The sequence below is a fragment of the Pseudomonas sp. S35 genome (assembly GCF_009866765.1).
Classification (GTDB): Bacteria; Pseudomonadota; Gammaproteobacteria; order Pseudomonadales; family Pseudomonadaceae; genus Aquipseudomonas.
Window position 1 is genome coordinate 5855237 of record NZ_CP019431.1, and the last position, 19868, is coordinate 5875104.

The following is a 19868-nucleotide window of genomic DNA, read 5'->3' on the forward strand; positions in this document are numbered from 1 at the left end:
GGGAGGGCCATGTTAGCGCATCCCCGTGGCAAGACAAGCCATAGCCTTTACGGTATACAGGCGGGCTATTATGTTTCTTACTTTTCAAGTCACGGATTTTGTCCTTTCTGGAGCCGTACATGCAGTTACGACCACTTATTTTGCTCACCCTGTTCAGTGTCCTGGTCGCCTGCAGCAGCGAAGCCCCCAAGCCGTCGGCACCGCAACCTGCGCCCGCGCAAGAGAAAAAAGTGCCTGGCATTGAAGACCTCGGCCCACTGCCCGCCTATCAGCGTGAAATCAACGGCAGCCTGACCAACGTACCCGCCGGCGCCGAGGTCGAGATGGCCCTGCTGGTGATCGACGACCGTTCGCGCCCGCAACAATTGCTCGCCAGCAGCGTGCTGACTGGCAACGGCAAGCCGTTGGCCTTCCGCCTGCGCTTCAACCCCGAGGCCTTCCCGGCCGGTGCGCGGGTTGAACTGCGTGGTCGCGCCAGCCAGTCCGGCCAGTTGATCCTGCACCTGCCCGCCGTACGCATCACCCAGGCAATCACCCAGACCACCGGCCCCCTGGAACTCGTCAAGGCACCATGACGCCACCGCTGCACTTACAGCGCGCCCTGAGCGAGTTGATCGGCGACGCCCAATTGGTGCCCTGCCCGCTGCCAGGCACCGAGTTGTCGTTGTGGCTGCTGGACGCGGACAACATGGACCGCGCCTTCAGCCCCGAAGAAACCCGGCGCATCCTGCATGAGCCGCCCTACTGGAGCTTCTGCTGGGCCAGCGGCCTGGCATTGGCGCGGTATTTGGCGGCCAACCCCGAGTGGGTCGCGGGCAAACGCGTGCTGGATTTCGGCGCCGGTTCTGGCGTAGCCGCGATTGCGGCGGTCAAGGCGGGCGCGTTGGAAGTGGTGGCTTGCGACCTCGACCCGCTGGCGCTGGCGGCATGCCGGGCGAATGCCGAGCTCAATGAGGTGCAATTGACCTACTCGCCGGACTTCTTCGCCGAAGCCGACCGCTTCGACCTGATCCTGGTGGCCGACGTCCTCTACGACCGCGCCAACCTGCCGCTGCTGGATCACTTCCTCAGCCGCGGCCGTGAAGCACTGGTGGCCGATTCACGGGTGCGCGACTTCCAACACCCGGCTTATCAGCGCCTGGAAATCCTCGATGCACTGACATTGCCCGACTTGGCCGAGCCTTGGGAGTTTCGCAAGGTGAGCCTGTACCATTCGCGGCGCCAGCCCTTATAGTTGCCCCATTCCCGCTTTATTCGAGACGCCCCATGAGTGAGCCCACGCCGTACATCTTCGACGCTACCACCGCCACCTTCGACCAGGCCGTCATTCAAAAATCCTTCGAAACGCCCGTGCTGGTGGATTTCTGGGCCGAGTGGTGCGCGCCGTGCAAGGCGTTGATGCCGATGCTGGCACAGATTGCCGAGAGTTATCAGGGTGAGTTGCTGTTGGCCAAGGTCGATTGCGAGGCCGAGCAGGACATCGTTGCGCGCTTTGGCATTCAAAGCCTGCCAACCGTAGTGCTGTTCAAGGATGGCCAGCCAGTGGACGGTTTTGCCGGTGCACAACCGGAGTCGGCGGTGCGTGCGCTGTTGGAGCCCCATGTGCAAATGCCGGCGCCGAAGGCGGCTGATCCATTGGTGCAGGCCCAAACGTTGTTCGCCGAAGGCCGCATCAGTGACGCCGAAGCCGTGCTGGTTGCCCTGCTGGGCGAGGACAACACCAACGCCGCCGCGCTGATCCTGTACGCACGTTGCCTGGCCGAGCGCGGTGAGCTGGGTGAAGCGCAAACCGTGCTCGACGCAGTGAAAAGCGACGACCACAAAGCCGCGCTCGCCGGCGCGAAGGCGCAGATCACCTTCCTGCGCCAAGCGGCCGACCTGCCAGACGCCGCGGACCTGAAAAGCCGCCTGGCGCAAAACCCGCAGGACGATGAAGCCGCCTATCAGTTGAGCATCCAGCAACTGGCGCGCCAGCAGTACGACGCCGCGCTGGAAGGCCTGCTCAAGTTGTTTATCCGCAACCGCAGCTACAGCGAAGGCTTGCCGCACAAGACCTTGCTGCAGGTGTTCGAACTGCTCGGCAATGACCACCCGCTGGTCACTGTGTACCGCCGCAAGTTGTTTGCCGCGCTGTACTAATCGCCGATCCAACTGTACAGCGGCGTATCCCCGCCGCTGCTGACCTTGACCTTGGCGCTGTGGCGCAGGCGCACCAACAGGCGCTTGCCCGCTGCGGCATCGCCCGCCAAACCTTCCAATCGATCGAGCAGTTCCAGGCCGCTGAGTTGCGAGGCATTGCGCAACAGCTCCTGGGCGTTCTGCCATTGGTCATCAGTGTGTTTGACCGGGGCGCCTGGCGCGGCGGCCGCGCTGGCCATTGGCGTCGCCTGCAATTGCGCGCCCAACTTAGCCCAATCGCCGTCATCCAGTTCCAGGGTCAAGTCCACCGGCAGGTCGCCGATGGTTCCACGAATTCGCAACATCGTCCTTACTCCTGCACTTTTTTCTGACGGACATGCTCCCATGCGGCTTGCGCAACGCCAAGCGGGCGGTCAAACTCTCGGCCAAATTGTTATAAGATCACATAACATAACTTTCATATTCTGGAGACCTCTCATGCGCCGTCTGCTGCTCGCTTTGCCGTTTGCCCTGCTGCCACTGGCCATCGCCCATGCGGCCGAGGAACATGATCACGACCACGAACACGGCAGCCTCGGCGCCCACGAGCACGGTGTCGGTCGCCTCAACGCGGTACTCGACGGCAAGGCCTTGGAGCTTGAGCTGGACAGCCCGGCCATGAACCTGGTGGGTTTCGAGCACGTTGCCACCACCGCTGCCGACAAGGCCAAGGTCGCCGCGGCGCGCAAACAGCTGGAAAACCCTGCGGCCTTGTTCAACCTGCCCAAGGCCGCCGGTTGTGTGGTCAGCAGCCAGGAACTCAACAGCCCGTTGTTCGGCGACAAGCCAGAAGCCGACCACGACGAGGATGATGACCATGACCACGACGCCAAAGACGGCGCCCACGAGCATCACCACGACCACAGCGAAATCCACGCCCATTACCAGTTCACCTGCGCCACGCCGACGGCGTTGAGCAACCTGGACCTGACCCAGGTGTTCAAGACCTTCCCCGCCACCCAGAAAATTCAGGTACAACTGATCGGCCCGAGCGGCCAGCAAGGTATCGACGCCACGGCCACAGCAGCCACCCTGAAGTTCTGAGTTCACATGACCCAAGCACTGATCGAACTGTCCGACCTGGGCTTCAACTGGCCCGGTCACCCACAGTTGCTGGACATCCCCGCGTTCCGCCTGGAAGCGGGGGAAACCCTGTTTCTCAAAGGCCCGAGCGGCAGTGGCAAGACCACGCTGCTGGGCCTGTTGGGCGGCGTGCAGAAACCCAGCCGGGGCAGCATCCGCCTGCTCGGCCAGGAGCTGACCGAGCTCTCGGCCGGCGCCCGTGATCGCTTTCGCGTCGACCACACCGGCTACGTCTTCCAGCAGTTCAACCTGCTGCCGTTTTTGTCGGTGCGCGAAAATGTCGAGTTGCCTTGCCACTTTTCCAAACTGCGTGCGCAGCGGGCGAAGCAGCGCCACGGCAGTGTCGACCAAGCCGCCGCCACGTTACTCGCGCATTTGGGCTTGAAGGACAAAGACCTGCTGGAGCGTCGCGCCGATTCGCTGTCCATCGGCCAGCAGCAGCGGGTGGCCGCCGCCCGTGCGCTCATCGGCCAACCGGAACTGGTGATCGCCGACGAACCCACCTCGGCCCTGGACTACGACGCCCGCGAAGCCTTCCTTCAGCTGTTGTTCGCTGAATGCCGCGACGCCGGCGCCAGCCTGTTGTTTGTCAGCCATGACCAGAGCCTGGCGCCGCTGTTCGACCGCAACCTGTCGCTGGCCGAACTCAATCGCGCCGCCACGCCCGCAGAGGTTTGAGATGTATTTGTTTCGTCTGGCTATGGCCAGCCTGGCTAACCGCCGCTTTACCGCGATCCTCACCGCGTTCGCCATCGCGCTTTCAGTCTGCTTGTTGCTCGCCGTGGAACGCGTACGCGTGGAGGCGCGCAACAGTTTCGCCAGCACCATCAGCGGCACCGACCTGATCGTCGGCGCGCGTTCCGGCTCGGTCAATCTGCTGCTGTATTCGGTGTTTCGTATCGGCAACGCCACCAACAATATCCGCTGGGACAGCTACGCGCACTTCGCCGCCAGCCCCCAAGTGAAATGGGCGATTCCCATCTCCCTCGGCGACTCCCATCGCGGCTACCGGGTGATGGGCACCAACGAATCCTACTTCGAGCACTACCAATACGGTCGTAAGCAGAACCTTGAACTGGCCAGCGGCCGCGCCTTCGCCACCGACCCGTTCGAAGTGGTGCTCGGTGCCGAAGTGGCCGAGGCGCTGCATTACAAGCTCGGCGACAAACTGGTCCTGGCCCACGGCGTGGCGGTGGTCAGCCTGGTCAAGCACGATGACAAACCGTTCACCGTGGTCGGTATTCTCAAGCGCACCGGCACGCCGGTGGACCGCACGCTGCATATCAGCCTCGGCGGCATGGAAGCGATCCATATCGACTGGCACAACGGTGTGCCGGCCCAGGGCAAAGGCCGCATCAGTGCCGACCAAGCGCGCAACATGGACCTGACCCCGCAAGCCATCACCGCGTTCATGCTCGGCCTGAACAACAAGATTTCCACCTTTGCCCTGCAACGGGAGATCAACGAATTTCGCGGTGAGCCGATGCTCGCGATCCTGCCGGGCGTGGCGTTGCAAGAGCTGTGGAGCATGATGGGCACCGCCGAAAAAGCGCTGTTCGTGATCTCGCTGTTCGTGGTGCTGACCGGTTTGATTGGCATGCTCACCGCCATCCTCACCAGCCTCAACGAGCGGCGGCGCGAAATGGCGATCCTGCGCTCGGTGGGTGCACGGCCGTGGCATATCGCGACATTGCTGATCTTCGAAGCGTTCGCCCTGGCTTTGTCCGGCGTGATCGCCGGCGTCGGCTTGCTGTACGTGTGCATCGGCGCCTCGCGCGGGTATTTGCAAGCCAATTATGGGCTGGACCTGCCGATGTCCTGGCCGAGCGAATATGAATGGACCTTGCTCGCCGGTATCCTGGCCGCTGCGCTGTTGATGGGCAGCGTGCCTGCGTGGCGTGCCTATCGACAATCCTTGGCCGATGGCCTGTCCATACGTTTATGAGGAAGGCTCCCATGCGTCGTGCCCTGTTTGCCCTGTTGCTGCTGATGGCGGTGCCCGCCTGGGCCGAAGAGCAGCCCAAGGATCTGTCCTGGCAGGAGATGATCCCAGCGGACGCGCCGCCGGAAGTTCCCAATATGAAACCGCTGCACGACCTGTCGAACATGGCTGACGCCCTGTCCGTCGAAGCCGCGCCTGCGGCCAAACAGGACCTGCCCAACGCCCCGGTGGTGCAGAGCCTCGATGGCCAGCACATTCGCCTGCCAGGTTATATCGTGCCGTTGGAAGTCAGCGAGGAAGGCCGCACCACCGAGTTTTTGCTGGTGCCGTATTTCGGCGCGTGCATCCACGTACCGCCACCGCCGTCGAACCAGATCGTGCATGTGAAAAGCGAAATCGGCGTGAAGCTCGATGAGTTGTATCAGCCGTATTGGATCGAAGGTGCGATGCAGGTCAAACCGTCTACCAGCGAGTTGGCCGACGCCGGCTACCAGATGGATGCCGAGAAGATTTACATCTACGAACTGCCGGAATAACGCTGATCGCCCTTTCATTGAGCTGAGTCAACAGACCGAACGGAACGATCTTTACCATTGGACGTACAACTTTTAAACGTCCTTTGGAGCTCCCATGAACAAGTCTCTGCTCGGCGCGTCCCTCTTCGCGCTCGCCCTCGTCGCCCCCGTTGCCCATGCTCACGAAGCCGGCGACATTCTGGTTCGTGCCGGTGCAATCACCGTGAACCCGAAGGCCGACAGTGGCCACGTAAAGGTCGACCAGGGCCCCTTGGCCGGTGCCAACCTGGGCGGCAAGGCGACCATGAGCAGCGACACCCAGTTGGGCTTGAACTTCGCCTACATGCTGACCAACCACGTTGGTATCGAGTTGCTGGCGGCCACGCCGTTCGAGCATGACGTGAAGATCAAGGGCACCGCACTCGGCGCTGCCAACGGCAAGCTCGGCACCCTGAAACACCTGCCGCCGACCCTGAGCGTCGTGTACTACCCACTGGACAACAAGTCCGCCTTCCAACCGTATGTTGGCGCCGGCATCAACTACACCTGGATCTACGACGAACACGTCGGCAGCCGTGCCCAGGGCGCAGGCTTCAGCAACTTCAAGGCCGAGAACTCCTGGGGTTGGGCCGCGCAGATCGGTGCGGACTATATGATCAACGACAAGTGGATGATCAACGCCCAGGCGCGCTACATCGATATCAGCACCAAGGCCACAGTGGAAAACAACGCCGTGGCGCCGGGCACTCGCGCCAAGGTCAATGTGGACGTGGACCCGATGGTCTACATGGTGGGTATCGGCTACAAGTTCTAAGCCACATTTCACAAACACCACAAAACCCAATGTGGGAGGGGGCAAGCCCCCTCCCACATTGGGTTTTGTGGTGTGTCAGCTGTGGCGGTAGAACCGATCCAACAGTGCCGGAAGCCCCGCCCGCCACGCCCGTGGCTTGATGCCAAAGGTATGCAGGATTTTCTTGCAGGCCAGCACCGCGTGTTGCGGTTCATCCGCCGCGTCCGGCCGGGCCGCGTGGGCCTGGGCGGTGGGTGATTCAATGGGCAACGGGTGGAAATTGCGCGCCTCGGTAAGAATCGCCTGACCCAGCGCCAACGGCGTGGTCGCCTCCTGGCCAGCGTAATGGTAAGTGCCCCACAGCGGCGCCGCGCAATCGAGTTGCTTGAGCACCGAGATGATCACCCGCGCCGCATCATCCACCGGCGTAGGGTTGCCACGCCGGTCATCCGCCATCAGCAATTCATCGGGTTTCTCGGCCCGGGCCAGAAAGCGCCCGAGGGTACCGTCAACACTGTCATCGAGCAGCCAGCCAAAACGCAGCAGCACGTGTTGCGGGCAGGTGGCGCGCACACTCTGTTCGATCCGCCACAACGCCTGGCCACGCAAGCCCAGGGGCACCGGCTCATCCTTTTCGCTGTAGGCGGTGGCGCGGGAGCCATCGAAAACGCGGTAGCTGGACGGTTGCAGCAAGGTGATGTTGTGGTGCTGGCACAGTTCGGCCAGGCGTTCGATGGCGAACTCCTGGGCGGCCAGACGGGTTTCGCTGACGGCTTCGGCCTGGAACCAGTCGAAGTAGTAGGCGAGGTTGATCAAGGCATCGGGACGGGTGTCGTCGAGCAATTGGGTGAGGCTCGCGGCATCCCAGCCGTCTTGGGGCGGTTTGGGGGCGAGGAAACCGATGTCTTCCTCTGCACCGAGGCGAATCAGCGCCTGCCCGAGGGCATTCCCGCCGCCCAGTAACATAAGGCGCATTCGCATAGATTGAGCAGGCCCGGTCTGTTTGGAACGATGGCTATGGTCGACAGGCCCGTGGGCCTTGCCGCTGGCATTTGCCAGAATCGTTGCATTTTGCGGGTTTGTAGCGCAACCGTCACGGATTAAGTGTCTTGGCACCGGGCTCTGCGGGCTCATGCTCCAGCGCTGCACGCTGGGGCACCATGACCTGCTGTGGATAAGTTTGTGCGAAGTGCACCTCGGCACAGTTATCCACAAGCTTTTTCAAGCGCTGGTTAAACGCGCGACTCACCGCATATTGCCCACCCGATACCGTACGGAACTGCGCGGTAAGCACCACGCCATTGAGGTCCATCTTGTCGACGCCAAACACTTCAAGCGGGCCTTGCAGGTTGTATTTGAGGAAGACATCGTCGCGGATCGACTGCCCCGCCTCGCGAATCAACTCCACCGCCTTGTCCACATCGGTGTCGTAGGTGAACTGCACCGAGAAGAACGCATAGGCAAATTGCCGCGACTGGTTGGTGACGGCCTTGATCTGCCCAAACGGCACCGAATGCACAAACCCCTTGCCGTCGCGCAGGCGCAAGGTACGGATGGTCAGGCCTTCGACGGTGCCGGCGTGGCCGGAGTCGAGCACCACCCAGTCGCCGATGGACAGCGTGTCTTCAATGATGATGAACAGCCCGGTGATTACGTCCTGCACCAACTGCTGGGAACCGAAACCGATCGCCAGGCCGACCACCCCGGCACCGGCCAGCAGCGGCGCGACGTTGATGCCCAGGTTGGCCATCGTGGTAATTGCACAGATCACCACCAGAATAATTTTCACCGCATTGCGCAGGAGCGGCAGGATGGTTTTCACCCGTGTGCTCGGTTGGCGGCTGGAGCGCTTGTTGACCGGCGGTTTCAGCGCTTCCTGGATCGCCGTGTCGAGCACCACCCAGAATAGCCAGGTCATCAGCAGGATCAGGCCGATACTGCTCAAGGAGTCGCTGATCGCCCGCCCTACCGAGTTGCGCTGGGCAAACTCGAACAGCGACACACCCCAGATCCGCCCGAGGATTTCAATAAACGCGATGGCCATGACGATGCGCAGGATCGCGTGCAACAAGCTGAGAAAGCGCTCCTTGTAGGCGCTGCTGCGCTGGATCGCCACCTGGCTGGGCGACTTGAACAGGTGTTGCAGCACGGTACTCAGGAACACGGTGCCGATCAGCAGAATCGTGGTGAACAACGCGCAGCGCAGGGCTTTCTGGTTATCGTCACCGGCGCCGATCAGGTTGATCGCCGAGACCAGCACCATCAACAGAATCGGCCAATACCACAGCCCGGAAAACACCCGCAGCGATTGCTGCAACGCAGGGTGTTTAAGGCGCTGGGCCAGCGGTCGATTACGGATCAAATGCGCGACCGGGCGACGCAAACGCACCACCAGCACACCGAAGATCACCGCCGCGAACAGCCCGGTAAACACTGCGATGCTGCTGGTGATATTGCCGCCGATCTGGCGGGCGATCTGCGGGCTGGTCAGGGCATCGCTGAGGGCGGCGAGGAAGCCGATCAGGAACAGCGGCTTGGGGCAGTAATCGCGGATGATCTGCACCGCCGGACGTTTGTGGCCGACGTTGAACATGACGATGACGCACAACAACATCGAGGTGGAAAAAATACCGCTGCTGGTCGCGTAGGCAAAACACAGCGCCAGCGCCCGGCCGACCGAGGTGGCAAGGAAGTGGCTGACATAGAGCGTCAGTGGCAGGCAGACCAGTGCCGGTAGCGTGTAGGGCAATACATAGCCCAGCACCGCTTGCAGACGTGCGCGCTGTTCAAAAAAACGGCGGCGGCTCAAGCGCCGCACGAAAAACCGCGCCAGCAAGGTCAACAGCGTAAACGCGCCAACCCACACCCCGGACAGCAACAAGAAATCCCCGGCGACGCTCCACGGCGAACGTGCTGACGTTTGGTCGACCAACCGCCCTACTTCATCCGCCGCCCGGTCCGCACGCAGGCGCCAGGCGTCGACGAGGTTTTGATTGAGATCGAGCTTGTCCTGCACATCATCGATGCTCGAACTGATCGCCCCGAGCAGGCCGCCCTCCACCAGCAGCTCCGGCTTGGCCGGCGCCTCGGGTTCGGGCGCCGCCGCCGCGTAGAGTGCGCTGCTGCCGCAAAACAGCAGCGCGCCGAGCAGTAATGCAGTTTTTAGATTCAGCAAAACACCGGGTTCCTTACAGCAGGGTCTGTAAGGAACTGACGGGTTTCAGCGGGGATCGTTCACTTCAGGTCGACATTCAGGCTCGGCGCGCCAAACGCCACCAACTGTGCGTTGGAGCCGGCGAAATAGCCTTTCCAGAAGCCTTCCAGCGCTTGAATGGTCTTACCGGAGCGATAGGCCTGCTTGACGTCCTTGGTCACCAGCGCCGCACCGGCCACGTAGACCCGCGCACCTTGCAGGTCGGCGAACAGGCCCTTGTCCGCGATGCGCTTGAGCTCGGCGTCGGGTTGCAGGTCACGAATCCGGTTGTTGGCGTAGAAGCTGCCGAAGTCGCTGTTTTCCAGCATGTCGGAGATCAACAGCACCACACGCTCCTGGGCCGGTTGCTGGCCCAGGTCGTTGCCGATATCACGCAGCGACTGGAAGATCTCACTGCGCGCAATATCTTCGGAGGCTTCGCGCAGCGTGGTCACGAACACCTTGCCAAAGGTCTTGTTGAAAAAACCACGCTGCTCGGCAAGGCAGGTGTCGAAGGTGCGCAGCGATTGCATGCCGACCCGCTCGCGGACTTTTTCGTCAATGCCCTGGTTGAGCTCACCGGCAAAGCGCAATTGCATGAATTGCCCCGGCAAAAACGCCGAGAAGCTGTACAGCCGAACCTTGTCGCCCGGCTGTACAAAGCGCTGCACCTGGGCCCAGGTGGCCTTTTGGATCACCTCGGGCATCGGGATCGTTTGATCAATGATCACCGTCAACTCGCGGCCAGCAGCAACCGGACGAAACTCAGTGACCTTGGCGTACGGGTAGCAATCCGGGATGTCGTTGCGTTCGCCGGCCACCGCCATCAAAGGCGCCAGCAACAGGGCACAGAAAAAGCGCGGGATCATCATTCAGGCACCTGTGGCGTCAAAGTCTTTGAGCAACTGTTGTTCAGCACGCAGCGCCAGCACATCTTCCAGGGCGTGGCCTTTGGCGCGGCTGATGGTTGCCAGTTGTTCTTCGCTGTAGGCCGTCAGGTCTTTGCCGCGAAGGGCATCGAGACCTTCCGACGACGCGACAGGTACCTGCACAGGTGCTGGTGCTGGTGCCGCGACTTCCGCGACCACCGGGGCCACCGGAACACTGGCGGGTTTGGCCACCGGTTGCGGATTGGCCGGCAACGCCTGCTTGCGCGCCACGAAGGTCTCGAAGCTGCGATTGTGTGCGGTGGTCAACGCTGCCTGCTGCTGGGCGTTGGTGGTGGTGCGCCCGGCGAGCTTGAGCTGCAACTTGCTCAGTTTGTGATCGGCATGGGAGGCGATTTCCACGCGCTGGCTTTGCATCCAGTTTTCCAGGGCTTCGCCGCTGGAGAACTTGTGGGTGTGCTCCCAGGCGGTCTTGGATTCAACCCCGGCAAACCCGAAGATCGAGGCCAGCCAGATGCTGGTGATCTGAATCGCGATGTAGATCACCGACAGCACGATGAAGGTGATCAGCGAGGCTTTGCGGATCGCGTCCATCTTGTCGGTCAGGGTTTGCTTGTCGGCCTGATCGTTGATCGCCGCCGAATCGGCCGGCAGCTCGAACGGGCTGGCCGAGTCGTAATTCTGCTGGGCGAAGGCATGGGGGCTGCCGACCATTTCGGTCTCGATGCTCTTGAGCTGCATGGTGCGGATACCGAACGCCGCGACCGCGATAATCGCAATCCAGATACCGGTGGTGATCATCCAGCCACGGCTCGGCGTCACGGTGTGGTTGGTGTTGATGCGCGCCAGGATGCGGTTGTAATCCTTGCCGTCCTTGTCGCTGTCGGTGTCTTTGATACCGATGCCCGGCAACTCTTTGAGCTGGTTTGGGCGATCGCTGTCGCTGTCGTTTTCCCACCAGTGGCGGGCCTTGCTGATCAGCGCGTTCTTGTGGGCGGCGCGGCCGGTGACTTCCGCCAGGATCGCCGAGGCGACCGCCAGCAGGAAGGCAAACAACCAACCCATCCAGCTTTGGTCGTTGGCCGACAGGTTCTGGTTGATGAACGGCACCAGCACGTAGGCGAAACCCACGGCCTCGAACATGATCAGCATGAAGATCAGGGCAAATACCCAGAACGGCCGCTCGCGGCGGCCACGCTCACCGATGGTGCGCAGGTAGGATTCGCTTTTGTTGAAGAAATCGACGTTTGCCGCGCCAATCTTTTCGTAGCGCGAATAGTAGGCATCGCACAGTTCGCTTTCGGATTTAGGCCAGCCGTGAGCGTCGAGCATCAGGCTTTGCTTGGACAAGCGCGCAACCTTGCCGATCACCGGCACGCCATGCCACACGCGCATGACGAAATAGCCCACCTTGTCCCAGTACGCCTGAATCAGGATGGCGGCCAGCAGGGTGGAAATCACCAGCCCGGTGATCAACTTGTTGGCCCAGAGCAGGGCCGTCAGCGCATTGAAGCTGAACTCTTCCATGGTGTATTCCTTGAGACTTATGCGCGAATCGGCACGAAACGGGTGGTGAAGGCTTCACGGCTGCGGGGGTAGAACAACGCACCGTCAGTGGCTTCGGAATTTTTCTTGCTGAACACCACGTCGATACACGACACCGGTGCCTTGGGGTCCTGGATGAACACCCGATAGAGCACTAGGTCCTCACCTTCATAGGTGTTGGCCACGGCCTTGCTCTTGATCGACTTGCGATTGCCTTCGCTGTAACCCTTGACCACTTCGATGAAGGGTTGGCGGTCGACGCTGGCGCCATCGCGCAGGATCGAAACCGGCGACAAGGTCACCAGGTGACCATTGACCAAATTGGCCCACACGCGGTTGTTGTAGCCCGGCAGGTATTCGGTGGTGACTTGGGTGTCGAGTGCCTTGCCGCTGGCGAGGTTGAACACTTTGCCGGTTTCACGCGGGCGGTCGGCCTCGCAACTGCTGTTGGGCAGGTCGTTGGCGTGTGCGCTGCTGACCAGGGCAAACCCGGCTTTTTTCGGCGCGATGCCTTGGGCCAGGGTCCAGCGCGCATCGCTGGCCGGCTGGCCGCCGAAGTCGACCAGCGCGGTGCCGGCGTCAGCGGGTTTGCTCTCGGCAGCCGGCTTGGTTGTGGCAGCGGGCTTGTTTTTCGGTGCACTGGCGACAGTACGCGTGGGCTCGGTCGAGGTGCCGTGCGCCAGGTACTTGCTGTTGTTTTGTTCGGCATTGACCCGTTTGACCAGCATGTTGCGGTCGGTCACTTCAACGATCTCAACCCGACGGTTCTTGCCGCGTTGCTGCACGTCGCTGTTGTCGGCGATCGGCCGCGAAGCCCCCGCTCCCTGGAAGAACATGCGCTGCGGCGCGATGCCTTGCTCGGCGAGGATCGACGCCACGGCGCGGGCACGCTGCTCGGACAACCGTTGATTGGTGGCGGCGCTGCCGGTGGCGTCGGTGTGGCCGACGACCAGAATCGCCGCCTGGCTGTTCTGGCCCTGCTTGGGCGCGAACGCGGCGGCCAACTTGCGCACCTGGCGCTGGCCGTTGGTGCTCAATTGCGCGCTGCCGGTGGCGAACATGCCTTCGTCCTGCACCTGGGCAACGATGCCCGCTTCGGTCGGCGCAGGCGCCCGTGCGGTACCGGTGGCGACTTCCTGGCTTTGCAAGGTTTGCACCTGGATATTCAGGTTCTCTTCCTTGGCGACGCGCTCCAGTTCCTGCAAACGGTTCTGCCACAGGTTGCCCGCCACACAGCCCGCGGCACCGCCCACTCCGCCGCCGATGATGGCTTTTTTTGCATCACCGGTGATCGCGTAGGTCAGGCCGGCACCAAGCAGTGCACCACCGGCGCAGCCAATGGCCGTGCCGTAGTTTTTGCCCGCATCGTTGAGCGTCGCGCAGCCACTGAGCGCGATGGCGCCGGCCAGCAGGCTGATCTTTCGGGTAAGGGAAGTATTCACGTGATGGGTCCGGCCTTCATAAAAAGAGCCGCCGACCCCACTGCCAACGCTAGAACGGCGTCAGCGGCATCATCCATGAACAGGCCCTGCAAAATCGTTGAAAAGAGTGAATCGCGCGGAATTTGATCACGTCACTGATGGCATTTCAACACCAAGTGTAACTCTTTGTTTATTACAAAGCGGACTTGTCATCCCGCACCCACGCCGCCTGTAGGACGCTCGAAACTTTCCCACGCTGTGCGCAGTCAGCCATGTAAGACGCCTTGCCACGCTGAAGAGGAGTACTCATGACTGCGATTCCCGACTGGGTGCCCGTAACCCCCAGCGTCGCCATCAGCCGATTTACGGTACTGACGGTCAATATCCACAAGGGTTTCACTGCCCTGAACCGACGCTTCATCCTGCCCGAACTGCGCGAAGCGGTGCGCAGTGTGGGCGCGGACATGGTGTTCCTGCAGGAAATCCACGGCACCCACGAGCGCCATCCACAGCGCTACAGCGATTGGCCGAACATGCCGCAGTACGAGTTTCTCGCCGACAGCATCTGGCCGCAGTTCGCTTACGGGCGCAATGCGGTCTACCCCCACGGCGACCACGGCAACGCGCTGCTGTCGAAATTCCAGATCGTGCGCTACGACAACCTCGACATCTCCCAAAGCGGCCATGAAAACCGTGGCCTGCTGCATTGCGTGTTGCGCCTGCCAGGGACTGGGCAGGAGGTGCACGCGATCTGTATTCACCTAGGCTTGCGCGAGGTGCATCGCCAGCAGCAGTTGCGCCTGCTGGAGCAACGCATCCGCGAGATTCCCGCCGATGCGCCGCTGGTGGTCGCCGGCGATTTCAACGACTGGCGCCAGCGTGCCGACTTGAACCAAAGCGGTCTTACCGAGGTGTTCGTGCACACCCTGGGCAAACCGGCGCGCACCTTCCCGGCGCGCCTGCCGTTGCTACCGCTGGACCGCATTTATGTGCGCAACGTGAAGGTGCACAACCCTAGGGTACTGACCACTCGGCCGTGGTCCCATCTGTCAGACCACGTACCGCTGTCGGTGGAGATCGAGCTATGAACGTTGTGGTCGAGCATATTTCCACCGACCAGCCGCCGGACGAAGCCAAGGCCCGCGACCTGGATTACGGCTGGCAAAGCGGTAATCAAATCGAGTTGCTGGAGAACGGCGAAGCCTACTTCCCCAAGGTCTTCGAAGCCCTGCGCCAGGCCCGGAGTGAGATCCTGCTGGAGACCTTTATTCTCTTCGAAGACAAGGTCGGCCATGCGCTGCAACGCATCCTGATCGAGGCAGCGCAGCGTGGGGTGAAGGTGGTGGTCAGCCTGGATGGGTTTGGCTGCGGCGAGTTGAGCCCGGGGTTTCTCGGTGAACTGGCCGAGGCCGGGGTAACGGTGCAGATGTTCGACCCGGCGTCCAAGACCTTGGGGATGCGCACCAACTGGTTTCGCCGGCTGCACCGCAAGATCGTGGTGGTGGACGCCAGCGTGGGGTTTATCGGCGGGATCAATTTCTCTGCCGACCACTTGGCGGATTTCGGCCCCGAGGCCAAACAGGATTATGCGGTGCAGGTCGTTGGCCCGGCGGTGGCCGACCTGCATCATTTCGCCCTGGCGCAAAGTGGTCGCCAGGTGCGCAAGCGGCGCGGTTGGCGGCGGCGCCAGCAACGGCCTTGCGCGTGGTCGAGCGAGAGCGGCGACGGCTTGGTGCGGCTGATCTACCGCGACAACCTGCAACACCGCGACGATATCGAAGAGGCGTATATCCATGCCTTGAGCAAGGCCCAACACCGCGCAGTGATCGCCAACGCGTATTTCTTCCCCGGCTACCGCCTGTTGCGGGAAATCCGCAACGCGGCGCGCCGTGGCGTGCAGGTGCAATTGATCATGCAGGGCCAACCCGACGTGCTGCTGGCCAAGCTGGCGGCGCGCATGCTCTACGACTACCTGCTCAAGGACGGCGTGGTGATTCACGAATACTGCCAGCGCCCGCTACACGGCAAGGTCGCGCTGGTGGATGACGAGTGGAGCACGGTGGGTTCGAGCAACCTTGACCCGCTGAGCCTGGCGCTGAACCTGGAAGCCAACGTGTTGATCCGCGATCGAGGGTTCAATCAGCACCTGTACGAGCGCCTTGAAGTGCTCAGTAAAAATCACTGCCAGACCATGCCGGAAAACCGCAAGCCCCGCCTGTGGTTGTGGCGATTGACCGTAGGTTTCCTGGTGTTTCATGTGATGCGCCATTTCCCCGCGCTGACCGGCTGGTTGCCCGCACACAAGCCGCGTTTGAAACCCTTTGTGCACGAGGGTCAGCCCCATGACAGCTGAGCGTTTCAAGCGCTGGAAAAAACCACTGACCCTCGCCTTCTTCCTGCTGCTGATCGTGCTGTTCACCTTGCTTGCGCGCCGGATCGACTGGAGCGAGGTGGTCCAGACACTGGGTGAGTTCAAACTGCGCACCTTGCTGATCGCAGGCGCGCTGACCCTGTGCAGCTTTATCGTCTACGCCTGCTTCGATCTGATCGGCCGCACCTACATCCGCCAGCCGTTGCGCTGCAAGCAGATCCTGCCGGTGGGGATCATCAGCTACGCGTTCAACCTCAACCTCAGCGCGTGGGTCGGCGGCATCGCCATGCGCTACCGCCTGTATTCGCGCCTGGGGGTGAGCAACGGCAATATCGCCAAGATCCTCGGCCTGAGCCTGGCGACTAATTGGTTTGGCTACATGGCATTGGCCGGCGTGGTGTTCAGCAGCGGGCTGGTGACCATGCCGCCGGGCTGGAAACTGAGCAGCGGCGCGTTGCAAGGGGTGGGCGTGGTGCTGGTGTTGGCCAGCCTGGGTTATCTGGCGGCGTGCCAGTTTTCGACCAAGCGTGCATGGTCGATTCGCGGCATCGAGATCAACCTGCCGTCGCTGCGCATGGCGTGCTTGCAACTGGCCTTGGGCGCCTTGAATTGGTCACTGATGGCTGCGGTGATTTTTACCCTGCTGCCGGCCAAATTGGACTACCCGCTGGTCCTTGGCGTGTTGCTGATCAGCGCGATTGCCGGGGTGATAACGCACATCCCCGCCGGGCTGGGGGTGCTGGAGGCAGTGTTTATCGGGTTGTTACAGCATGAGGCATCGCGAGGCAGCTTGTTGGCCGGGTTGATTGCGTACCGGGCGATCTACTTCATCTGCCCGCTGCTGATCGCCTTGGTGATGTACCTGGGCGTGGAAGCCAAGGCCAAGGCGTTGCGGGTGAAAAAAACACCCGCCTGAACGCACTACCGGGATTGGATGATGCTCAACCGCTCGCCGACCACCATTTCGGTGATCCAGTCCACCAGGATCGAGGTGTAGGCCTGCTGGGACACCGGGTCGCTGAGGGAATGGTCAGCGCCATCGATGATGCGGTGAGTCAGGGAATGCGTCTGCTGGCACGCCGCGCGGTAGCTCATGATGGTGGCGTGGGGCACGTGGTCGTCGGTTTCCGATTCGACAATCAGCACATCACCGGTAAACGCTGCGCAGGCGTGTAAGGCGCGATTGGTCTGGGCATGCACCAGGGTGTTGCGGTAATCCATCAGATCGATCTTATCCAGGTCGCGCTTGGGCTTGAGCCATTCCTGATCGCGGTACAGCGCCGGTACGCGCAACGCCAGCCAGCGCACCGGACGCAGTGAGGTGAGGATTGCGGCCAGGTAACCGCCGTAACTGGTACCCACCACCGCCACCGCCGAGGTGTCGATGGCCGGGTGGGCGAGCAGCCGGTCATAGGCCGCCAACAGGTCACGCAGGTTGTCTTCGCGGGTGACGCGGTTCAATGGAATGCCGGTGCCGGCGTGGCCGCGCAGGTCGAAGGTCAGGCACACACAGCCGAGGCCGGCGATGCCCTTGGCGCGCTCCAGGTCCCGCTCTTGGCTACCTCCCCAGCCGTGCACGAACAACACGCCCGGCACTTTGGATTTGGGGCTCAGGAAGGTGCCGCTCATTTGCTCGTCGTCGATGTCGATCGCAATGCTTTCGCTTCTAGCCGTCATAAGATTTAACCGTCACGTACTTGAGAAGAAAGTCGCTGTTCTCGGCCGGGCCGCGGTACACCTCAATGGCATCCGCTGGCAGCGCCTGGTCCACGTAGGTTTCTACCGAAGACACATGAATGGCGTTAAGGCCCGGATTGTTGACGAAGCTCTGCAGCGCCGCGACCTCCGCGCTGCTGGCGCCGCCCATGCGCCAGGATTGTTCGAGCACGCCACTGCGGCGCTGGCCGTGGTGATCGAGGCCTTGGGCGATGTCGTAGTTCCGCCGCGAGGCATAGAAGCCAGGGTAGGCTTCGTCCGCCGCCGCATCGAAGACTTGGGCTTGCTCAATGGCCAGGCGTACGTCGTCGGGCAGATCGAGCTTTAGCAAATCTTCGTAATAACCCGGCACGATCAGCAGGTCGGAGCCGCCATAGACGCCTTCGCCCTGCCCGTCCTTGGTCAGGTATTGCTGGCCGCAGTAGCTGAATACGTGATCGCCAATAAAGCTCTGGCCCACGCTATGGGTGACCACATCGTGCAGGTCTTGTTCCAGCACCACGCCTTCATTGAACAGCTGCGCAGCTTCGGGTCGGGCCAGCACGACCTTGAAGGCGTCAAGGCTGTGGATAACTTCCTGGCCACGGCCGGCGCAGGCGTGTACCGGTTTCAAGCGGATCGGCCCGTCGTCGAGCAAATGGGCGGCGGCAGGGAGTGCGTCTTCAAGCGCGAATACACTGAGGCCGTCCAACACGACGTTCCTCACCCGCTCGCAGAACAACGGTGACCAGCCCTCTGGCGCTGTGGCCTCAGAGCTCAGCACACCGTGGCTGATAGCTTTGGTGCAGATGAAGTCGTGATCGACATAGCCGCCCCACAAGTCTTCGGGGCCTTTGATGTTAAGTGCACGGGCGTGCGCCGGCCCCACCAGGGTTTGCGTGGGCAGCAGGTAAAGCTCACGACCCGCATGTTTTTGCGGGTTGTAGTGGCCACCGAATTTAAGCCCGAGAATATGCGCCAGCCAGCGGGCCAGGGCGTGGTTGGTGTCGACCTCATGCTGGGGCGCGCCCTCTCGCGTGGAGTGAGCGACCACCCATTGCTTGCGTTGTGTCGGGGTCATGCGTCCCCCTTGGCCTTCCCGCCATGTGTGTATCAGGAAGGCTGCAGGGATCAGGCCAAAACAGGTGTGGGTGGGAGCGTTTTGAAATCAATCAGTTACTGAAAAACCGATGGCAGTTGGCCTGTTTTATTCTGCACGACAGGCCGGCGGCTGCACGGTGTTCTGCACGATTCACACCCCAAAACGGCTGCGGTACTCGCTAGGCGCCAGACCGGTGATTTTCTTGAAGGTGGCGCGAAAGGCGCTGGGGTCCTGGTAGCCCACCGTCCAGGCGATATAGTCGATGGTGCCGTTGGTGAACTCCAGCATTTGCCGTGCTTTGCCCACGCGCAGGTGTTGGCAGTATTCGGTGGGTTTCAGGCCTGTGGCGCCGCGAAAACGCCGTAGGAAGGTGCGCTGCTCCAGCCCCGCCTCCTGCGCCATCGACGTGACGGACACATCCACCGCGCCGCTGGCCTGTAACCAGTGCTGAACCTTGAGGATGGCCCCGTCGCCATGCCCGAGGATCGGCGCGAAGTTACTGCCACATTGGCTGGCACTGTCGCTGTGTTCGATCACCAGAAAGCGTGCCGTGTCGGCAGCGATGCTCGGCCCCATCAGCCGATCGACCAGGCGCAGGCCCAGCTCCGACCAGGCCATCAGCCCGGCCGTGGTAATCAGGTCGCCGTCATCGACGATGGGTTTGTCCGCCTCCAGGCGCACGGCCGGGTAACGCGCGGCAAAGGACTGGGCGGAGGACCAGTGGGTCGTGGCGCTGCGCCCATCCAGCAGACCGCTGCGCGCCAGCATGATCGAACCAATGCACACCCCGCCGAGCACCGTGCCGGCCGCGTGTTGCTGGCGAATCCATTCCAACAGCGCAGGCGGCGTTTGTTCTTCGGTGAATTCGCCAATCGACGGTGGCACCAGCACGGCCATCATTGGCTGGTCGGGGCCTGGGTGGCTGTCGAAGACTCGCGTCGGATTGCCAGCGGCATCCACCTGCCAATGACTGATCCGCAGCAGCGGCAGTTGTGCAGATTGATGCTCGGCGGCGATCCGGTTGGCCACCCCAAACAGATCGGTCAGGCCATGCACGGCCGCCAACTGCGCCCCCTGGTAGATCAACACCCCTAGCTCAACCACGGCCATTGTCAGTTTTCCCCCTGTTATTGTCGGCGCAGC

General features: G+C 62.0%; 20 protein-coding genes. 11 read left to right on the forward strand and 9 right to left on the reverse strand.

Annotation, left to right across the window (positions count from 1 at the left end; translation table 11 throughout):
* Positions 1-119: 119 nt before the first annotated feature.
* The 3 genes from PspS35_RS26425 to trxA are packed head-to-tail and all read left to right on the forward strand — an operon-like array spanning position 120 to position 2139.
* Positions 120-575 (forward strand): YbaY family lipoprotein, encoded by a 456-nt coding sequence (locus tag PspS35_RS26425; protein ID WP_159937426.1) that lies wholly within the window; start codon positions 120-122, stop codon positions 573-575.
* A complete protein-coding gene (locus PspS35_RS26430; protein ID WP_159937427.1) occupies positions 572-1234 on the forward strand; it encodes a 50S ribosomal protein L11 methyltransferase in 663 nt (220 codons plus the stop codon). Before PspS35_RS26425 ends, PspS35_RS26430 begins: the two co-directional genes overlap by 4 nt.
* Positions 1235-1266: 32 nt before the next feature.
* Entirely contained in the window at positions 1267-2139 is an 873-nt protein-coding gene (gene trxA, locus PspS35_RS26435; protein WP_159937428.1) for a thioredoxin, read from the forward strand.
* Here the strand turns inward: trxA and PspS35_RS26440 are convergent.
* The gene (locus PspS35_RS26440) at positions 2136-2483 is read right to left on the reverse strand and encodes a hypothetical protein (RefSeq protein WP_159937429.1); all 348 of its coding nucleotides are present in this window, start codon (positions 2481-2483) and stop codon (positions 2136-2138) included. The genes trxA and PspS35_RS26440 overlap by 4 nt on opposite strands.
* A 133-nt stretch (positions 2484-2616) precedes the next feature.
* On the opposite strand from PspS35_RS26440, the gene PspS35_RS26445 reads away from it, so the two are divergent.
* The 5 genes from PspS35_RS26445 to PspS35_RS26465 all read left to right on the forward strand — a co-directional run bounded on the left by PspS35_RS26445 (position 2617) and on the right by PspS35_RS26465 (position 6532).
* Positions 2617-3222 carry a DUF2796 domain-containing protein gene (locus tag PspS35_RS26445; RefSeq protein WP_159937430.1) on the forward strand — a complete coding sequence of 202 codons (606 nt, stop codon included), beginning with the start codon at positions 2617-2619 and terminating at the stop codon, positions 3220-3222.
* A gap of 6 nt (positions 3223-3228) precedes the next feature.
* Positions 3229-3939 carry an ABC transporter ATP-binding protein gene (locus PspS35_RS26450; protein ID WP_122681791.1) on the forward strand — a complete coding sequence of 237 codons (711 nt, stop codon included), beginning with the start codon at positions 3229-3231 and terminating at the stop codon, positions 3937-3939.
* 1 nt (position 3940) lies between these two features.
* A complete protein-coding gene (locus tag PspS35_RS26455) occupies positions 3941-5206 on the forward strand; it encodes an ABC transporter permease (protein ID WP_159937431.1) in 1266 nt (421 codons plus the stop codon).
* A gap of 11 nt (positions 5207-5217) precedes the next feature.
* A complete protein-coding gene (locus tag PspS35_RS26460) occupies positions 5218-5739 on the forward strand; it encodes a DUF3299 domain-containing protein (RefSeq protein WP_159937432.1) in 522 nt (173 codons plus the stop codon).
* 94 nt (positions 5740-5833) lie between these two features.
* Positions 5834-6532 carry an OmpW family outer membrane protein gene (locus PspS35_RS26465; protein ID WP_071489849.1) on the forward strand — a complete coding sequence of 233 codons (699 nt, stop codon included), beginning with the start codon at positions 5834-5836 and terminating at the stop codon, positions 6530-6532.
* A gap of 75 nt (positions 6533-6607) precedes the next feature.
* On the opposite strand, the gene PspS35_RS26470 is transcribed toward PspS35_RS26465, so the two are convergent.
* The 5 genes from PspS35_RS26470 to PspS35_RS26490 all read right to left on the reverse strand — a co-directional run bounded on the left by PspS35_RS26470 (position 6608) and on the right by PspS35_RS26490 (position 13578).
* Complete coding sequence (locus PspS35_RS26470; protein ID WP_159937433.1) at positions 6608-7492, reverse strand: sugar nucleotide-binding protein; 885 nt, start codon at positions 7490-7492, stop codon at positions 6608-6610.
* 112 nt (positions 7493-7604) lie between these two features.
* Positions 7605-9686 (reverse strand): mechanosensitive ion channel domain-containing protein, encoded by a 2082-nt coding sequence (locus PspS35_RS26475; protein ID WP_159937434.1) that lies wholly within the window; start codon positions 9684-9686, stop codon positions 7605-7607.
* A gap of 59 nt (positions 9687-9745) precedes the next feature.
* Complete coding sequence (locus PspS35_RS26480; protein ID WP_159937435.1) at positions 9746-10576, reverse strand: hypothetical protein; 831 nt, start codon at positions 10574-10576, stop codon at positions 9746-9748.
* Positions 10577-12118: a hypothetical protein gene (locus PspS35_RS26485; protein ID WP_159937436.1), complete on the reverse strand. Its 1542-nt coding sequence runs from the start codon at positions 12116-12118 to the stop codon at positions 10577-10579. It abuts the gene before it with no gap.
* A 17-nt stretch (positions 12119-12135) separates the two neighbouring features.
* Positions 12136-13578 (reverse strand): OmpA family protein, encoded by a 1443-nt coding sequence (locus PspS35_RS26490; protein ID WP_159937437.1) that lies wholly within the window; start codon positions 13576-13578, stop codon positions 12136-12138.
* Positions 13579-13865: 287 nt separating this feature from the next.
* Between PspS35_RS26490 and PspS35_RS26495 the strand changes: the two genes are divergently transcribed.
* Genes PspS35_RS26495 through PspS35_RS26505 form a run of 3 tightly spaced genes read left to right on the forward strand, consistent with a single transcriptional unit; the run spans position 13866 to position 16844 of the window.
* Entirely contained in the window at positions 13866-14645 is a 780-nt protein-coding gene (locus PspS35_RS26495; protein WP_159937438.1) for an endonuclease/exonuclease/phosphatase family protein, read from the forward strand.
* Positions 14642-15910 carry a cardiolipin synthase ClsB gene (gene clsB / locus PspS35_RS26500; protein ID WP_159937439.1) on the forward strand — a complete coding sequence of 423 codons (1269 nt, stop codon included), beginning with the start codon at positions 14642-14644 and terminating at the stop codon, positions 15908-15910. The genes PspS35_RS26495 and clsB overlap by 4 nt, the downstream gene beginning before the upstream one ends.
* Positions 15900-16844, forward strand: coding sequence for a lysylphosphatidylglycerol synthase domain-containing protein (locus PspS35_RS26505; protein ID WP_159937440.1), 945 nt, complete (start codon positions 15900-15902; stop codon positions 16842-16844). The genes clsB and PspS35_RS26505 overlap by 11 nt, the downstream gene beginning before the upstream one ends.
* 5 nt (positions 16845-16849) lie before the next feature.
* On the opposite strand, the gene PspS35_RS26510 is transcribed toward PspS35_RS26505, so the two are convergent.
* The 3 genes from PspS35_RS26510 to PspS35_RS26520 all read right to left on the reverse strand — a co-directional run bounded on the left by PspS35_RS26510 (position 16850) and on the right by PspS35_RS26520 (position 19835).
* A complete protein-coding gene (locus PspS35_RS26510; protein ID WP_159937441.1) occupies positions 16850-17605 on the reverse strand; it encodes an alpha/beta fold hydrolase in 756 nt (251 codons plus the stop codon).
* Positions 17595-18704: a DUF3182 family protein gene (locus tag PspS35_RS26515; RefSeq protein ID WP_159937442.1), complete on the reverse strand. Its 1110-nt coding sequence runs from the start codon at positions 18702-18704 to the stop codon at positions 17595-17597. The genes PspS35_RS26510 and PspS35_RS26515 overlap by 11 nt, the downstream gene beginning before the upstream one ends.
* 171 nt (positions 18705-18875) lie before the next feature.
* Entirely contained in the window at positions 18876-19835 is a 960-nt protein-coding gene (locus PspS35_RS26520; RefSeq protein WP_159937443.1) for a GlxA family transcriptional regulator, read from the reverse strand.
* Between the last annotated feature and the right edge of the window lie 33 nt (positions 19836-19868).

Bases quoted from the DNA above. Each gene is read 5' to 3' on its own strand.
- clsB (WP_159937439.1), top strand. From the start codon at position 14,642: ATGAACGTTGTGGTCGAGCATATTTCCACCGACCAGCCGCCGGACGAA.
- PspS35_RS26505 (WP_159937440.1), top strand. From the start codon at position 15,900: ATGACAGCTGAGCGTTTCAAGCGCTGGAAAAAACCACTGACCCTCGCC.
- PspS35_RS26495 (WP_159937438.1), top strand. From the start codon at position 13,866: ATGACTGCGATTCCCGACTGGGTGCCCGTAACCCCCAGCGTCGCCATC.
- PspS35_RS26510 (WP_159937441.1), bottom strand. From the start codon at position 17,605: ATGACGGCTAGAAGCGAAAGCATTGCGATCGACATCGACGACGAGCAA.
- PspS35_RS26470 (WP_159937433.1), bottom strand. From the start codon at position 7,492: ATGCGAATGCGCCTTATGTTACTGGGCGGCGGGAATGCCCTCGGGCAG.
- PspS35_RS26455 (WP_159937431.1), top strand. From the start codon at position 3,941: ATGTATTTGTTTCGTCTGGCTATGGCCAGCCTGGCTAACCGCCGCTTT.
- PspS35_RS26430 (WP_159937427.1), top strand. From the start codon at position 572: ATGACGCCACCGCTGCACTTACAGCGCGCCCTGAGCGAGTTGATCGGC.
- PspS35_RS26520 (WP_159937443.1), bottom strand. From the start codon at position 19,835: ATGGCCGTGGTTGAGCTAGGGGTGTTGATCTACCAGGGGGCGCAGTTG.
- trxA (WP_159937428.1), top strand. From the start codon at position 1,267: ATGAGTGAGCCCACGCCGTACATCTTCGACGCTACCACCGCCACCTTC.
- PspS35_RS26515 (WP_159937442.1), bottom strand. From the start codon at position 18,704: ATGACCCCGACACAACGCAAGCAATGGGTGGTCGCTCACTCCACGCGA.
- PspS35_RS26460 (WP_159937432.1), top strand. From the start codon at position 5,218: ATGCGTCGTGCCCTGTTTGCCCTGTTGCTGCTGATGGCGGTGCCCGCC.
- PspS35_RS26445 (WP_159937430.1), top strand. From the start codon at position 2,617: ATGCGCCGTCTGCTGCTCGCTTTGCCGTTTGCCCTGCTGCCACTGGCC.
- PspS35_RS26480 (WP_159937435.1), bottom strand. From the start codon at position 10,576: ATGATGATCCCGCGCTTTTTCTGTGCCCTGTTGCTGGCGCCTTTGATG.
- PspS35_RS26450 (WP_122681791.1), top strand. From the start codon at position 3,229: ATGACCCAAGCACTGATCGAACTGTCCGACCTGGGCTTCAACTGGCCC.
- PspS35_RS26485 (WP_159937436.1), bottom strand. From the start codon at position 12,118: ATGGAAGAGTTCAGCTTCAATGCGCTGACGGCCCTGCTCTGGGCCAAC.
- PspS35_RS26465 (WP_071489849.1), top strand. From the start codon at position 5,834: ATGAACAAGTCTCTGCTCGGCGCGTCCCTCTTCGCGCTCGCCCTCGTC.
- PspS35_RS26425 (WP_159937426.1), top strand. From the start codon at position 120: ATGCAGTTACGACCACTTATTTTGCTCACCCTGTTCAGTGTCCTGGTC.
- PspS35_RS26440 (WP_159937429.1), bottom strand. From the start codon at position 2,483: ATGTTGCGAATTCGTGGAACCATCGGCGACCTGCCGGTGGACTTGACC.